Genomic DNA, 13,714 nt, shown 5'->3' with positions numbered 1-13,714 from the left:
GTTAGCTGAAAGATTTTAGATCGTCATAAAGCTTTCGGCTTTGCCTGAAGTATCCCGAACCGGAATATATCCAGAGACGTGTGAAGTGTCGGTTGATTGAACGAGTTTCGAATTAATCAGGGTAGGGTATGGCGATATATACCGATAAGAGGAGAAGGTTCAAAATGAGTATGGTAAAGCAGGTATTCTCTAATATATACCGATTGGAAATACCACTGCCGGATAGTCCATTGCGTTCACTTAATTCCTATGTAATTACGGGGTCTCATAGAAATCTGATTATTGATACAGGTTTAAACCGGCCAGAATGTAAACAGGCTATGGAAGAAGGTTTGCAGCAACTAGGTATAGATTTAAACGTAACCGATATTTTTTTGACTCATTTCCATGCTGATCATTCCGGCCTGATTTCTTATTTTGCTTCTCCGAATTCTGTCGTATATGGCAGCCTGGAGGACACAAACGTAATCAAGGGAATAATGGAGAGTAAAGGGCAATCTTATTGGCAGAATTATGTTCGTTTTGCTGAAATAAATGGCTTCCTTGATGCCGGTTCGGTTGTGGCCAGCCATCCTGGTATTAAGTATATGAAAGATAATGATTCCTCTGCCATCAACTGGTTGGCTGTTAAAGATGGGGATGAAATAAATATAGGTGATTACCATTTTACCTGCCTGGCTACTCCCGGACATACAGCCGGACATTTTTGCCTTTATGAAAAAGAATTTAAGTTGTTATTTGCGGGTGATCACATAATGTCCAAGATAAGTCCTAATATAGAACTGTTTGCGGATGACATCAACCCACTATGGGATTACCTGGAGAGCCTGCAGATAGTTCGCAACCTGGATATTGATGTTGTTTTTCCCGCACATCGTTTCACTATCTATAACCACCGATATAGAATTGATGAGTTAATTCAGCACCACCGGGAACGTGGTGAGGAGATATTAAGTATTATGCAAAATCTGCCCCAACAAACCGCTGATGCATTCCGGATTGCCTCTTTTATTAAATGGGATATCAAATATGACGATTGGGATGATTTCCCCCCCGCTCAAAAGTGGTTTGCTACCGGGGAATGTATTGCCCATCTGAGGTATTTGGAGCAAAACGGTCAGTTGAAGAAAATCTGCAACAATGATGCAATCAAGTATTCTTTACCATAAATAGAAGAAGAGCCGTGCTCAAATCCAAAGGTGCTCCCATTAATCGGCCTTCTCCCCGGAGGTAACCAGAAGGGGATTACATTATACCCATTTAGGGTTTATATAAAAGTTCCTTCTTGAAACGCAGCTAGAAGGCTCTCTGCGCCTTCTAGCTGCTCCTCCCCTATATAATTGCCAGACTGTTTTGGACAAGGGTAAGCAGGTAGTTGGCATCAGCGGTGATCATAAAATGGTTGGAAAGTAACCCCGGGCTATCAAAATATTAATTTAGGAGATGGAAATAAATGAATATTATCCTTATGGGACCACCGGGTGCAGGTAAAGGGACACAGGCAGCAATGATGGTTAAGCGCTTCGAAATTCCGCATATTTCCACCGGTGATATGTTTCGGCAGGCGATAAGACAGGGAACAGAGCTAGGGTTAAAGGCCAAGGCTTTTATGGAAGAAGGTCAACTGGTTACTGACGAGGTAACTATCGGTATTGTACAGGAGCGATTAGCAGCTGATGATTGTAAGGCGGGGTTTTTATTGGATGGATTCCCTCGAACCGTTGCCCAGGCGGATGCTCTGGCGGAAATAATTAATACTCTGGGAATGAAGCTGGATGCTGTAGTTAATATTGAAGTACCGGATGAGATTCTGTTCTTTCGGATGACAGGCCGCAGGGTCTGTAGTCAGTGCGGGGCTACCTATCACCTGGAATTTAATTCTCCCCGGAATGAAGGTTGTTGTGACCGGTGCCAGGGTAGCCTGTATCAGCGTGATGATGACAGTGAAGCGACGGTATCGAATCGATTGGCAGTATACTCCAGCCAAACCGAACCCCTGGTTAGATATTACTGGCATCTGGGATTGCTCAAAACGATTAACGGCAATCAGGAGATGGAAGAGGTATTTGCCGACATTTGTAAAGGTCTGGAACGATAATCGTTTAATTGGCTACGCGCTCTTCTGCAGAAAGGAGATTGGTAATGCGGGACAGAATCACCTTATCAGACCTGGAAGCAATAAAACACCTGGCCCCATATTTACTGGAGAGTTATGAACAGGGAGCCATTATTCTGACCTCTGACAGGGAGGTAATCAATGCCAATTACAGCTCCGAAAAATTGAATATATCGGCATTTCAAAAAAATGAAGCGGTCAGCAAGTACGAATGGATTGTGGAGTGTCTTAACACCGGTAAAACGATTAGGCGAGATATATCAAGGTCAACTTATGGTACCCGACTGCAAATTAACGTTTTCCCCGTTTTTATTGATAACAATCAACCTGAGTTGGTAGGAACCCTAAGTGTAATATTACCCATGGAGCCGGTATTAGCCCGGGCTTTTCCTGATTTTGCCCCTATGTTGGCGGAAATGTTTCCTGAAGGTGCCTTTATTTACATAACTGGTCGCAATCATGTCAGCCACCGGCAATCATCAGCTAGATTTGATTTGCCTGATTTGCAATTACGGGCACCCATAAGGGAAGGCGACATCGCCAGTGAAACTTTAAAATCGGGCAAACCGGTAGTAAGAGAGTTAGATGCATCTACTTATGGAGTACCAGTGATGATGTTAAGCTATCCGATTGTCGAACCTCGAGGTAATGGGAGAATAAAAATAACCGGTACCTTTGGTATTGCATTGCCCAAAGTAGCTTCTTATAAACTTAGGGATATGGCTGAGCGACTTGACTTTGCTATGCAGCAAATAGGCCAGGTGGTTCAGCAACTGGCTGAGTTGGCGACAGAGGTATCTACGAATTCGCAAAAAACCAATCAGGATATGAAGGATATTTATGTCATATCAGAGAGAATCAATGAAGTACTGAGCCTGATAAAAAACATTGCTGATGAGACCAAGATGCTGGGTTTAAATGCTGCAATTGAAGCAGCGCGGGCTGGTGATTCGGGTCGGGGCTTTGGGGTAGTGGCGGCAGAAATCCGCAAGCTCTCGGACGAATCTCGACAGACCGTTTTGGAGATTAAAGCTTTGACCCAGAAGATAGAAGAAAAATTGAACGAAGGGACTGTTTCAGCATCCGTTCTTCTTCAGTCAAGTGAGGAGCAGGCGGCAGGCGCCCAACAGCTTAACGCATCAGTGCAACAAATCCTGGCTCTAATTCAAGAGATTGAAAGTATTTCCCGTATAGTTTAACCGGTTATAATGGATGATCCCGTTTCCATACTCTAAATGTGAAAGTGGAACGAATCCCCTTTCGTAATAAGAGAAAAGAAGGAAGGGAGGCGATCGACGCTTTGAAACGAATTATTTGCTGCTTTTTGGTTTTGCTGTTGGTTATGCTGGGTGCTTCACCCGCCCTGGCCCAGCTACCGGGTGATTTTGTAGACGTACAGGGGCACTGGGCCGAGAAAGATATTGCCGTAATGAGTAATTTAGGACTGATGAGTGGCATTGGTGAAGATGGTCGGGAAAACAAAGTTTTTGCTCCGGGTAATACAGTAAATAGGGCGCAGCTGGCATCGGTACTGCAGCGTATATTAGAACTGGACTTCGGCAAGCTGCGCTTTGCCAAGCAACCCCAGGCCGGCGATTATTACCGGGATGTAGACAACCAGGCCTGGTATGCAGATGCGGTAATGCTTTGCGCGATAAATCAGGTGTTCGATAGTGGCGATAATTTCTATCCTGAACGGGCGGTAACCCGAATAGAGGTTGCCCGGGCCGTCTATCGCGGGATTAACGCCAAAGGCCTTAATATACCCATGATTATGCTTATGCCCTGTTACCAGGATATGAAGGGATTGTCGCAGGAAGACACCAATGCCCTGGTATTTACCAGCAACACCGGTCTAATGAAAGGAGATAACCAGTATTGGAGGCCCCATGATACGGTTACCAGGGCGGAACTGGCCCGGGTAATGCATGGGTTAATCAGGCTTATCGCGGTTACTGAAAGCAATAACGGCCGGGAATATAGCCTGGCTCCCGGCCACACCCTGAACCTGATGCTTAACAGCAATCCCACTACCGGCTACCGCTGGACCGCATCTTATGATGAAGAGATGTTGGCCCTGGTGGGCAAAGACTACCAGACCGATACCCAATCAGGCAATCTCGTAGGGCAGGGGGGCCGTGACTTCTGGAGGTTCAAGGCGCTCAAAGCTGGAAGCACGGAGATTAAAATGACCTATGCCCGGTCCTGGGAGAGCGTGCAGCCCTTAAAAACCTTTACCCTGAAAGTGATGATCACCCCTGAACAGGTTAAATAGGGAATAATTAAGGCCTCCGCCATGGAGGCCTTTTTTTAAGGATTTTCGTTTGCAGATCTGGTGTTGGATTTACCCTTAGCGGGGGCATCATTCTTAAAATGACGGTCAATAATAGTTTCAGCCAGCCGCTTCTGCAAGGCAGCCTGGGAGACCAAAAACATGGCCATCAAAAACCACTCGGTCAACTCCCTGGTTTCGTCATTCATACCGCCGGTTTTCTCCCGGATGATATCCCCCTGCTTCTCACATGTCTGCTTTAGCTGCTCAGCCTGCTCGTTATTTATCTCTTGCACCAGGGTATAGACTAAATCGATCCAGATATTGGAGCCGGCATCCTCTGCTTCATTATGTTTATCAACCGGCTTGCGGAGAATACTAAATAGTAAGGAAATATCATTGATGGATAAAACCTGTTTGGAATTATAGAGCAGCAACAATAATGCGATATGCTGGCGGGAGTATTTTTTTCGCCGGGGTGGTATCAGTATTCCCGCTTTGGCATAATTATTGATCATGGTTTTGGTCAGCAATTTATCTTTGCTGTGCCTTTTTTGCAGAGAAAGCTTTTTCTCGAAAAAGTCGGTTACCTGGTCTATGTAAAGCTCAATATCCGGTATATCATTAAGGGAAACAGGTTGATCGGGAATTATTTCGTCAATCAGGGAATACAGCTCTTCCTTTTGCAAAGGATGACCTCCGTTCTAATTTTTATCTATTTATATTTAAACAAATATAATAAAACATTGCAATTGAAAACCGTGTGATATAGTATATAAACATATAATATATAGTTTTAAATACTAGGTCATACCATTAAGATAACTACGATGACGGACGGGAGGTCTGAATATGAAAATTACCCTTATTGAACCCAAGGCTCCGGGAAAACACGTTTACAGTAATGTCAACATGCCTCGTCTGGGATTGCCTATACTGGGAACCCTGTTAAAACAGGCCGGACATGAGGTAAAGCTTATATTGGGCTCGCGCCGGGATATACATTTATCTGATATTACCAGTGCCGACTTGGTTTGCCTATCGACCACTACTTCCACGGTAATAGAAGCCTATCACCTGGCGGACTTTGCCCGCGACCGGGGCAAGCCGGTAGTGATGGGCGGCGCCCATGTGAGTTTTATGGCGGAAGAAGCTCTTAAGCACTGTGACTATGTTTGCCGGGGTGAAGCCGATCTGACTTTTATCCCCTTAATATCCTGTATCGAGCGGGGTGAACCGCCCGCAGACATTCCCGGGGTGTCTTTTCGCCGGGAGGGAAGCGTCGTACATAATCCGGCGGCAGACTGGGTGGATATGAACCGGGTGCCCTTTCCTGACCTGAGCCTCTTTGACGGGCTTAAAATGTCCACTTACCCGGTAATGACTTCCCGGGGTTGCCCGTTCGATTGCACTTTCTGCAGTGTCACCCAGATGTTCGGCCGCAAATACCGCTGCCGGGAAACGTCGGCGCTGCTGGAGGAGCTCAAGCAATACCGGGGCAAGCAGGTATTTTTCATTGATGACAACTTTACCGCCAATCCCCGCCGTACCAAAGAGCTGCTTCGGGAGATGATAAAACACGACGTCAAGCCATCCTGGTGGTGCACCCAGGTAAGAACCGATGCAGTTCGGGATAACGAACTGCTTCAGCTTATGCATGACAGCAACTGCCGTATGGTTTTTGTGGGGATGGAATCGGTCAATCCGGAAACACTGAAGAGCTACAATAAAAAGCAGGAAGTGGAGGACATTGTCTACTGTGTTCAGCGTTTTCATGAGCTGGGCATTATGGTCCACGGGATGTTTGTTTTCGGGGCCGACGAGGACAGCCTGGAGACTATCCGGGAAACCCTGGACTTCGCTCTGCAAAACCGTATCGATACGGTGCAGTTTCTTATCCTAACGCCTTTACCCGGCACCAGGACTTTTACGGAACTGGAACAGGGAGAGAGATTGTTGACCCGCGATTGGAATCTCTATGATGCCCATCATGTGGTGTTTCAACCTGCGCAAATGTCACCTTATGAACTACAGAAGGCAACCATTCGAGCTTTTAAAAATTTCTATTCAATATCTAATATCTTCCGTAACCTCTTTACGACTGGATTTCGTTCGGTGGCATTTCGGGCACTGGGGTACTGGATGGTGCGGAGCTGGGAGAGAGAAAACCGCTGGTACTACCGGTTTTTGCAGGCAATTTCTAACCCGCAGCCCGCAGCCACTTGGGGAAGCCGGATTTCAAAAAGCATTGAAAGATTCAGGCTGCGTAAATTAAAGTATATTTGCAGCGAGAGATTCATGGAAATAGAGGTAGCCCAGGAACAGGGACATTATAGGGTGGACTTGAAGGGGTATTTAAATGATTTTTCACTGGCGGAGACCTTCAGAACCATCTCCGGGCAGATACCGCGGCTATATCAGAATATCACCATTAATCTGGACGAGGTCTGCTTTGCTTCGGAAAAAACGGTGATAAAGTTTATTGACAAACTCAACGAACTGACCAGCCGCGCCCGGAATATCGAGGTTATAGTTGCCCCTGGGAACAAGTACCTGGTGCAGGTTCTGCAAAAATATGATTTGCAGATTCCCCAGTTCAGCATTTCGGGATAATGCTGACAGCAGGGGAGAGGCCTTCACTGATGGCACTCCCCTGTTTTGATTCAGCAGCCTTTAAAAACCGGGGGCCTTTTTTCCCGGGCTGCGGCTACCCCTTCTTTCATATCCGCGGTGGAAGCGCATAACATCTGGGAGAAGGATTCGAGGGCCAGGGCGCTGTCCAGGTCGGCGTCCAGGTTGCGGTAAATGGAGCGCTTGATCAGGCGGGCGGCAATTGGCGGATTATGGGCGATGCGGCGGGCAAAGTCCAGAGAAAAATCCTGCAGCTTTTCCGGGGCAACTACATGGTTAAGGAGACCGATGCGCAGAGCTTCATCGGCGCCGATGGGCTCTCCCAGCAGGCAGAGTTCCAGGGCCTTGGCTGTTCCCACCAGCCGGGGCAGGGTATAGGTTCCGCCCATTCCCGGATGAATGCCGATTTTTATAAATGACATGGACATTCTGGTATCACTGCTGGCTATGCGCATATCGCAAGCCATGGCCAGACACAGGCCGGCCCCGATGGTATGTCCCTTTATAACAGCAATCGTGGGGATTTCAAGGCTGGACAGAGAGAGGAAAGACTTGTAAAAATTGATCACCGTAGGCTGGGCCTGAGCCGGGGGTTTATTAAACATCTCAAAAGTGTCCTGCAAATCTCCTCCCGAACAAAAGGATTTTCCCTGCCCGGCTACGATCAGTACCCTGACATCAGGGTCTTTCTGCACTATGGCGGCAGCTGCGGCGAATTCCACCGCCATTTGCGGTGTCATGGCGTTTATGATCCGGGGCTGGTCAAGGGTCAAAATAGCAACATGCTCTTTCTTCTCCAAGAGCAGGGTTTCAAACTGCAAGTCGCTCAACTCCTAACTGACAAGAATAAAGGTTAAATCCTGCAATATAATTTCAATAAAGACCGGGCAAAAACCTTTTTGGGGGTCAAGAAGATAAAGACGGGAACCAGTATTTCTGCCGTTACTTATAATATCCAGCATGGGCGGGGGATAGACGGGCATTTAGATTTGGAGCGCGCGGCTTATGTTCTGGCAGTGCTTAGTCCGGATATAGCGCTGCTGCAGGAAGTGGATTACCGGCGTCCGGCCACCCGCATGAGCTGCCAGGCCAGAGAGCTGGCTCGGCAGCTCAATATGGATTATGCCTATGGAGCGGTGAAGCGCTATCGGCCAGGATCTTACGGCAATGCCATTCTGTCCCGCTATCCTATCCGCAGCATAAAGAATCACGTTCTCCCAGGTGAGGACGACCAACGCTGCTGTCTGGAGGTAAGGATAAAAACCCCTCAATATAATTTTACCTGCTTTAATCTTCATCTGGGATTGAAGTCAGCCGAACGCTGTCACCACCTGGAAGAGGTGGTCTTGCCCCGGCTGCAGGCTGTAAACGGGCCGGTTGTGCTGGGCGGGGATTTCAACTCCCGGCCTGAGTCTGCAGAAATAAGCTTGCTCAAGGGCTGTTTGCTGGATTCTTTTCAGGCCAATTCCGGGGAATACCGGTTCACCTTTCCAGCCGACCAGCCCCGCAGCCGCATAGATTACATATTTCTAAACCGCCGCTGGCAAATAGACGACTACCGGATAATTCCTCATACCCTGGCCTCCGACCACTTGCCGGTTATAGTCAAGGCTACCTGCAAGTTATTTGCCTGAAAGGGCAAATAGTTATTCGGGTTGACGGAGTTAACCGGCATCGGAAGGCCAACAACCTGTTCTGATTGTATCCTCTTATAGCTCGGCACGAAACGAACAGTATTCAGGCAAGTCGGCGAGGAAACCGGAAAGCGGCCGATAACCTGTCCAGCCGGGGCCTACCCAGGCTTAATCGGGGCAAACCGGGGTATGAGTTCTTGCCGGATAAACGGATATTACATTTACCATCCTATTTCTTATAATTCACGAAATAAATTCGGTATAACTCATTAAGAGCCTCGTCCAGGGCCTGGCTGGCTGCCAGAACCTCAGGGTCGGTAAAGCTTTCTTTCAGGGTCACGAGGTTTTCCAGGCGTTCACGCAGTGACTCCACCAGGTTTATGATTGCGGTGTAGTCTGGCCAAAGGCTTTTCTGCTCCTTAATTATTTCAGCCAAGATTTGATTGATTTTGTTGATATCGTCTTCCCAAGGACTTATTTGTTCTGCTTTCGCCGGTGATGATACCATTCTCCCACATTCTCCCCTCACGCTTAAACCTAAAAGCCTTCACAAGCCTTAATAAACTGGAAACGCCAGCGGCAGGATTACTTATCATCCATGAAAAGATAATCTTCTACTGCCAGTCCTTCCTGCTTACATAAGGAATAGATTCCACTCCATAACTTGGCTCCGCCTTGTTTTTCACCTCGCATAATTCGAAACAAATAGGAATAGTCAACTCCCAAATGGCGAGCCAGTTCGGGAATAGTCCAGTTCTTGGTTTCTGCCAGCTGCTGTAAAGCAGAACAGTTTGCCCTCATAATCACCAGCCCCAATTTTGTTTACTGACAATATTTAATCAAGTTTATCATGCCTGCAGACAACAGTCAACCATTTATGGCACTTTTTAACACAAATCGCTCAGAGCAAATTGTCTGCAGGCAATATATGGGGTAGAATTATAGAAAGATTTTAGGGGGAATTAGAACTGGATTTCGACAAGGAGCAATTTGCTGGTTTACTTAATATGGCAAAAGGTGATAGATCTATTAACAGATATGGAAGTGATTCCGGAGTGGACCCGGGCTACATATCGCGACTGCTGCGCGCTATGGTGGAAAACGCCCCCAGCGCAGTGATTATTAAAAAGCTGGCCGACGCAGCTTTCAACGGTGTTGGGGTTCAGGATCTGCTGGCCGCAGCGGGATATCTTGACCTTTTGCCGGGTGGAACCGATAGCGACCATAATCATTTCTCCGGGTCTGAACAGCATCAACAATGGGAAAGGGTAATCGAGGAAGCAGCTCGATACGATATTTCACCGGAAGAAGCTTTGGATTTTATCAGCTCATTGGGCAAATCAATGGCTCGAATCAGGAAAAAGGAAGGTTAAAACCAGATGCTGATGCTGCAAGAGGTCCGTTCTACCGGTCAACTGGAAAAGGAGGACGAACAGTAGAGCCTGCTCTATTTTGGTTTAGAACCAGGGCCAGGGCTATGGTGCCATAGGCTATAAAACTGCGGAAGTATTCGCCCAGAGCTGCATTGCCAAACAGGTTCTGACCAGCCTGGGGCGAAACAATAAATAACGAATGGAAAAGGAAGATTCCCAGAATCACATGCCGCACCCGGGCCTGCTTGATGCTGGCCCCACCGGCCAGCAGAGCGGCAGCGGCGAAGATATCGCTTTGCCGGTGGGCGGTATAAACATTCAGCATGCCCATGTTCTGTAAAAATAGGATCTGCCCCAGGCAGGCCAGCACGGTCGACACCATCATGGCCTGAATTCTAACGGCATCCACATCTATTCCCAGAGCAGCCGCTTTAGCCATATCTTCACCCACCAGCCGGAACTTCTGACCGGTACGGGTATTCATAAAACAGGCCACTGTCAGACAGAGAAAGAGGACCAGACAAATCATAAACCAGGGTAGTTTTATACTGCCGATCGAGCAGAGCCATATTTGCTCCATCAGATTGCGAAAGGCAATGAGGTCTACCATATTGCGGATACCGATGCCGCGGGAGAGCAATATTTCCTGATTAATCGGTTTGATCAGGGTTCCGTACCCCAGCAGGAATATCAACTGGTAGAGGCCGTTAGCCAGGAAGCCGATGATAATAGTGGTAATCATCTCTTTACCTTTGACCCGGTTGAGTATCCGGCCCAGCAAATAGCCAAGCAGGATGGCGATAATTAAAGCCATCAGGCTGCCCAGCAGCAGCCCGGGCATACCGGGGATCTGCAGTATGATGACAGCAAGTATGCCTATTTGGGCGCTGATAGCTCCGATACTAATGGCAAAATTAATGCCCATACCGGCAGTGATGGGAACCAGCAGGGCCAGAACCAGTACCCCGTCACGAATAAAGCGGGTGATGGTTTCATTAATCACAAATACGCCGCTCATCCCGGAGCAATACCAGCCGGTAATGGCCAGGCAAAGAAAGATCAGGGGCATGGGGTTAATCCTGCGCATGGCTCCTCCTTTCCCCCTGGTAAAGCAGAGCATAAAGGATTATACCGTTGGCGATGATTACCCGCATGATCTCTGATACTTCGGGAATCAGCAGGTTATTGGCAATGGGACCGGTAAAAACATAAACGGCGTGAAAAAGGAAGGTGCCGATAATAGCCTGGGCAATGGAAGCGCGCCCGCTCAGGCTGCCTCCCAGCAGGACTGCGGAAGCGGCAGGGAAGGCCATCATCAACGGCGCTTCATAAAGCTCGATAAAGCCATAACTCTGGGCGTAAAAACATATACCCAGGGCGGCCAGGACCGTAGACATAATAATGGCCAGGCTGCGGATACGGTTGACCCGGATGCCGTTAAGGGCGCAGAATTTTTCGTTTTCGCCCACGGCGGCAAGAGCCAGTCCGGTTCTGGTTTTAAAAAAGTAGCCCAGCAGCAGGGCTATCAGAATGAAGCAGGCCAGAAACCCAAATGGTATAACCATTGGTCCCCAGTGAATAACTCCCATACCATTTAAAATACGGGCAAAGTAAGCGGTAAGGCCAATGGTGGGCCGCATGCCCTGTCCGCCGATGGGCCAGAGCATAGCCGGATTGCGGAAAGGGGCGGTCGCCCAGAAGAAATTCATTACCATTACTACCGAGAAACCGATAAATACCCCGGCAACTTCCTCCCGCCCCCGCACCCGGTTTAGAATGAGGGCATAGAGATAACCGAAAACAATAGCAGTTAATGAGGCTGCCAGGAGGGCTGCACAAAATCCGCCGAATCCGGAGAAACGGTAATTAACGGCCAGGCACATTCCGATTAGACCGGCTTCGATACCGACCGGAAGGCCATAGTTGATACCTACCCCGGCTTTCAGCATGGGTAAAAGGGATAATACCAGTATGCCGTTCATAGCCAGCCGAACCATGGAGTCACTCAGCAACCCGGTAACCGGGATATCGGCATAGATAGCCAGAACCACCAGCAGGGCTAAAAACAGGATTATGATTAGCTGGGGGAAAGTCGGGCGATTTAACAACATGACGATTTACTCCACTCCCCGGAAAAGGCCAGAGCAAAGTCCAAATCACTGGAACTGGGTGATAAAATGGCTTCGGCCCTGCCTTCATATAAAACCAGAATGCGGTCACAGATCCGCTTTAATTCACCCAGCTCGCTGGATGCTATGACTATGGTGGTGCCCAGTTCCCGGTTTACGGTTAACAGATATTCCAGTATCAGTTCTTTGGCGCCAATATCTATACCCCGGGTGGGTTCAGCCACCAGCAGCAGTTTCGGTTCCAGCGCCAGGGCCCGGGCCAGGCATACCTTTTGCTGATTCCCCCCGCTCAGCCAGCCTGCTGGTTGAAAAATACTGCGGCAGCGAATATCTAATACTTCTGTCATTTCCTCAGCATAGGCCCGGGCTTCTTTCCGGTTTACCCGGCTTAAGGCCGAACAGAATTTGTGAACCAGAAACCGTTTTCCGGTTTGCAGAGCGGTAAAGATTATATTATCCATAACCGAATGCTGCAGGAGCAAACCGGTTTCGCGCCTTTCTTCCGATAAAAAAGAAATCCCCCGGGCAATAACCTCGTGGGTCAGGGCCGGGTCAAGCGGCTGGCCGTCAAACTGCAGACAGCCGGAAGCCGGGTACAACCCCATCAAGCCGTTACCGAAGGCCAGTTTGCCATTACCCGATAAACCTGCCAGACCCAGGATTTCACCCTGGTATATATCCAGATTCAAGTTGTGTAACGGTTCACCCGGCATGGATACGCTGAAATCCCGGCAACCCAGGAGAGGGTGGGGGGTGATATGCCGTCCCCCGGTTTTTACCGGGCTAACCACCCGCCCCACAATGCTCGCCGCAATATCGGCAACCCTGTAGTTTTCTGGTTCGTAACGAGCCACGATCTCACCGTCACGGAGCACCGATATACGGTGGCAGATATTCATGACCTCCTCGAGACGATGGGACACGAAAATCACGCAGGTACCTCTTTGGGACATTTCCTCAACGGCCTGGAGCAGGCGGGCAGCATCATCCGTTCCCAGGGCGGCCGTAGGTTCGTCCAGGATTAATACCCGCAGAGATTCCTTGCTTATTTCCCGTGCCAGCTCTATGAACTGGCGGCTGTTAACCGAAAGCTCTCCGACCTTTAGCCTGCTGTCGATATTCATGCCCAGGCGCTGCAGAATCTGCTCGGCCCGGGCATGGGTGCGCCGCCAGTCAATCAAGGCCAGGGCTGAGCCCTTAAGTTTACGGGCTACCGGGAATACCGCTTCTCTCCCGGGAAAAATATTTTCGGCTACGGTCAGGGACGGGAACAGGGCAAACTCCTGGTGAACCATCCCTATACCCAGATTTATGGCATCGGTGGGGCAAGTAATATCGACCCTGCGGCCGTCCAGCCGGACTTCACCCTGGAATCCGCCCGACTTGTGGATACTGGCTGCGCCCATAATAATATGCAAAAGGGTGCTTTTCCCGGCCCCGTTTTCGCCTACCAGGCCATGGATTTCTCCCGTCTGTACTTCCAAATTGACCGCTTTTAATACCGGGTAATCATTATATAATTTAGTGATATTGTGCAGTTTCAACATAGCAAGGTAGAA

Annotated in this window: 14 protein-coding genes; 7 read left to right on the top strand and 7 right to left on the bottom strand. The window is 48.6% G+C overall.

The window, feature by feature from the left end; translation table 11 throughout:
- Positions 1 to 164: 164 nt before the first annotated feature.
- The 4 genes from ACU70B_RS13265 to ACU70B_RS13250 all read left to right on the top strand — a co-directional run bounded on the left by ACU70B_RS13265 (position 165) and on the right by ACU70B_RS13250 (position 4,391).
- Positions 165 to 1,169: an MBL fold metallo-hydrolase gene (locus ACU70B_RS13265; RefSeq protein ID WP_447183996.1), complete on the top strand. Its 1,005-nt coding sequence runs from the start codon at positions 165 to 167 to the stop codon at positions 1,167 to 1,169.
- Between the two features lie 284 nt (positions 1,170 to 1,453).
- Positions 1,454 to 2,098, top strand: a complete 645-nt coding sequence (locus tag ACU70B_RS13260) for an adenylate kinase (protein WP_447183995.1) — start codon at positions 1,454 to 1,456, stop codon at positions 2,096 to 2,098.
- 44 nt (positions 2,099 to 2,142) lie between these two features.
- Entirely contained in the window at positions 2,143 to 3,315 is a 1,173-nt protein-coding gene (locus tag ACU70B_RS13255) for a methyl-accepting chemotaxis protein (RefSeq protein WP_447183994.1), read from the top strand.
- A 101-nt stretch (positions 3,316 to 3,416) separates the two neighbouring features.
- Positions 3,417 to 4,391 carry a protease inhibitor I42 family protein gene (locus ACU70B_RS13250; protein WP_447183993.1) on the top strand — a complete coding sequence of 325 codons (975 nt, stop codon included), beginning with the start codon at positions 3,417 to 3,419 and terminating at the stop codon, positions 4,389 to 4,391.
- 35 nt (positions 4,392 to 4,426) lie between these two features.
- Here ACU70B_RS13250 and ACU70B_RS13245 read toward each other — a convergent pair whose 3' ends face one another.
- Positions 4,427 to 5,077, bottom strand: coding sequence for a DUF1836 domain-containing protein (locus ACU70B_RS13245; protein ID WP_447183992.1), 651 nt, complete (start codon positions 5,075 to 5,077; stop codon positions 4,427 to 4,429).
- A gap of 163 nt (positions 5,078 to 5,240) precedes the next feature.
- Here ACU70B_RS13245 and ACU70B_RS13240 point away from each other — a divergent pair, with 163 nt between their 5' ends.
- Positions 5,241 to 7,001, top strand: coding sequence for a B12-binding domain-containing radical SAM protein (locus tag ACU70B_RS13240; protein WP_447183991.1), 1,761 nt, complete (start codon positions 5,241 to 5,243; stop codon positions 6,999 to 7,001).
- Between the two features lie 50 nt (positions 7,002 to 7,051).
- On the opposite strand, the gene ACU70B_RS13235 is transcribed toward ACU70B_RS13240, so the two are convergent.
- Positions 7,052 to 7,840 carry an enoyl-CoA hydratase/isomerase family protein gene (locus ACU70B_RS13235; RefSeq protein ID WP_447183990.1) on the bottom strand — a complete coding sequence of 263 codons (789 nt, stop codon included), beginning with the start codon at positions 7,838 to 7,840 and terminating at the stop codon, positions 7,052 to 7,054.
- 78 nt (positions 7,841 to 7,918) lie between these two features.
- On the opposite strand from ACU70B_RS13235, the gene ACU70B_RS13230 reads away from it, so the two are divergent.
- Positions 7,919 to 8,653, top strand: coding sequence for an endonuclease/exonuclease/phosphatase family protein (locus ACU70B_RS13230; protein ID WP_447183989.1), 735 nt, complete (start codon positions 7,919 to 7,921; stop codon positions 8,651 to 8,653).
- A 229-nt stretch (positions 8,654 to 8,882) separates the two neighbouring features.
- On the opposite strand, the gene ACU70B_RS13225 is transcribed toward ACU70B_RS13230, so the two are convergent.
- Positions 8,883 to 9,161 carry a Spo0E family sporulation regulatory protein-aspartic acid phosphatase gene (locus ACU70B_RS13225; RefSeq protein WP_447183988.1) on the bottom strand — a complete coding sequence of 93 codons (279 nt, stop codon included), beginning with the start codon at positions 9,159 to 9,161 and terminating at the stop codon, positions 8,883 to 8,885.
- Positions 9,162 to 9,238: 77 nt separating this feature from the next.
- The gene (locus ACU70B_RS13220) at positions 9,239 to 9,454 is read right to left on the bottom strand and encodes a hypothetical protein (protein ID WP_447183987.1); all 216 of its coding nucleotides are present in this window, start codon (positions 9,452 to 9,454) and stop codon (positions 9,239 to 9,241) included.
- A 206-nt stretch (positions 9,455 to 9,660) separates the two neighbouring features.
- Between ACU70B_RS13220 and ACU70B_RS13215 the strand changes: the two genes are divergently transcribed.
- Positions 9,661 to 10,026 carry a hypothetical protein gene (locus ACU70B_RS13215; protein WP_447183986.1) on the top strand — a complete coding sequence of 122 codons (366 nt, stop codon included), beginning with the start codon at positions 9,661 to 9,663 and terminating at the stop codon, positions 10,024 to 10,026.
- A 31-nt stretch (positions 10,027 to 10,057) separates the two neighbouring features.
- Here ACU70B_RS13215 and ACU70B_RS13210 read toward each other — a convergent pair whose 3' ends face one another.
- From ACU70B_RS13210 to ACU70B_RS13200, 3 genes are read right to left on the bottom strand one after another with little or no spacing between them, the layout of a single operon-like run.
- Positions 10,058 to 11,113 (bottom strand): ABC transporter permease subunit, encoded by a 1,056-nt coding sequence (locus tag ACU70B_RS13210; protein WP_447183985.1) that lies wholly within the window; start codon positions 11,111 to 11,113, stop codon positions 10,058 to 10,060.
- Positions 11,100 to 12,137 (bottom strand): ABC transporter permease subunit, encoded by a 1,038-nt coding sequence (locus ACU70B_RS13205; protein WP_447183984.1) that lies wholly within the window; start codon positions 12,135 to 12,137, stop codon positions 11,100 to 11,102. The genes ACU70B_RS13210 and ACU70B_RS13205 overlap by 14 nt, the downstream gene beginning before the upstream one ends.
- Positions 12,128 to 13,702 (bottom strand): sugar ABC transporter ATP-binding protein, encoded by a 1,575-nt coding sequence (locus tag ACU70B_RS13200; RefSeq protein WP_447183983.1) that lies wholly within the window; start codon positions 13,700 to 13,702, stop codon positions 12,128 to 12,130. Before ACU70B_RS13200 ends, ACU70B_RS13205 begins: the two co-directional genes overlap by 10 nt.
- Positions 13,703 to 13,714: the final 12 nt, after the last annotated feature.

This window comes from Syntrophomonas curvata (assembly GCF_052976825.1).
This window is presented reverse-complemented; position numbering and strand designations above follow the sequence as displayed.

What these genes read in the sequence shown, in the direction of transcription:
- ACU70B_RS13210 (WP_447183985.1), bottom strand. Translation starts at nt 11,113, where the DNA reads ATGCGCAGGATTAACCCCATGCCCCTGATCTTTCTTTGCCTGGCCATT.
- ACU70B_RS13220 (WP_447183987.1), bottom strand. Translation starts at nt 9,454, where the DNA reads ATGAGGGCAAACTGTTCTGCTTTACAGCAGCTGGCAGAAACCAAGAAC.
- ACU70B_RS13255 (WP_447183994.1), top strand. Translation starts at nt 2,143, where the DNA reads ATGCGGGACAGAATCACCTTATCAGACCTGGAAGCAATAAAACACCTG.
- ACU70B_RS13215 (WP_447183986.1), top strand. Translation starts at nt 9,661, where the DNA reads ATGGCAAAAGGTGATAGATCTATTAACAGATATGGAAGTGATTCCGGA.
- ACU70B_RS13240 (WP_447183991.1), top strand. Translation starts at nt 5,241, where the DNA reads ATGAAAATTACCCTTATTGAACCCAAGGCTCCGGGAAAACACGTTTAC.
- ACU70B_RS13205 (WP_447183984.1), bottom strand. Translation starts at nt 12,137, where the DNA reads ATGTTGTTAAATCGCCCGACTTTCCCCCAGCTAATCATAATCCTGTTT.
- ACU70B_RS13225 (WP_447183988.1), bottom strand. Translation starts at nt 9,161, where the DNA reads ATGGTATCATCACCGGCGAAAGCAGAACAAATAAGTCCTTGGGAAGAC.
- ACU70B_RS13260 (WP_447183995.1), top strand. Translation starts at nt 1,454, where the DNA reads ATGAATATTATCCTTATGGGACCACCGGGTGCAGGTAAAGGGACACAG.
- ACU70B_RS13200 (WP_447183983.1), bottom strand. Translation starts at nt 13,702, where the DNA reads ATGTTGAAACTGCACAATATCACTAAATTATATAATGATTACCCGGTA.
- ACU70B_RS13265 (WP_447183996.1), top strand. Translation starts at nt 165, where the DNA reads ATGAGTATGGTAAAGCAGGTATTCTCTAATATATACCGATTGGAAATA.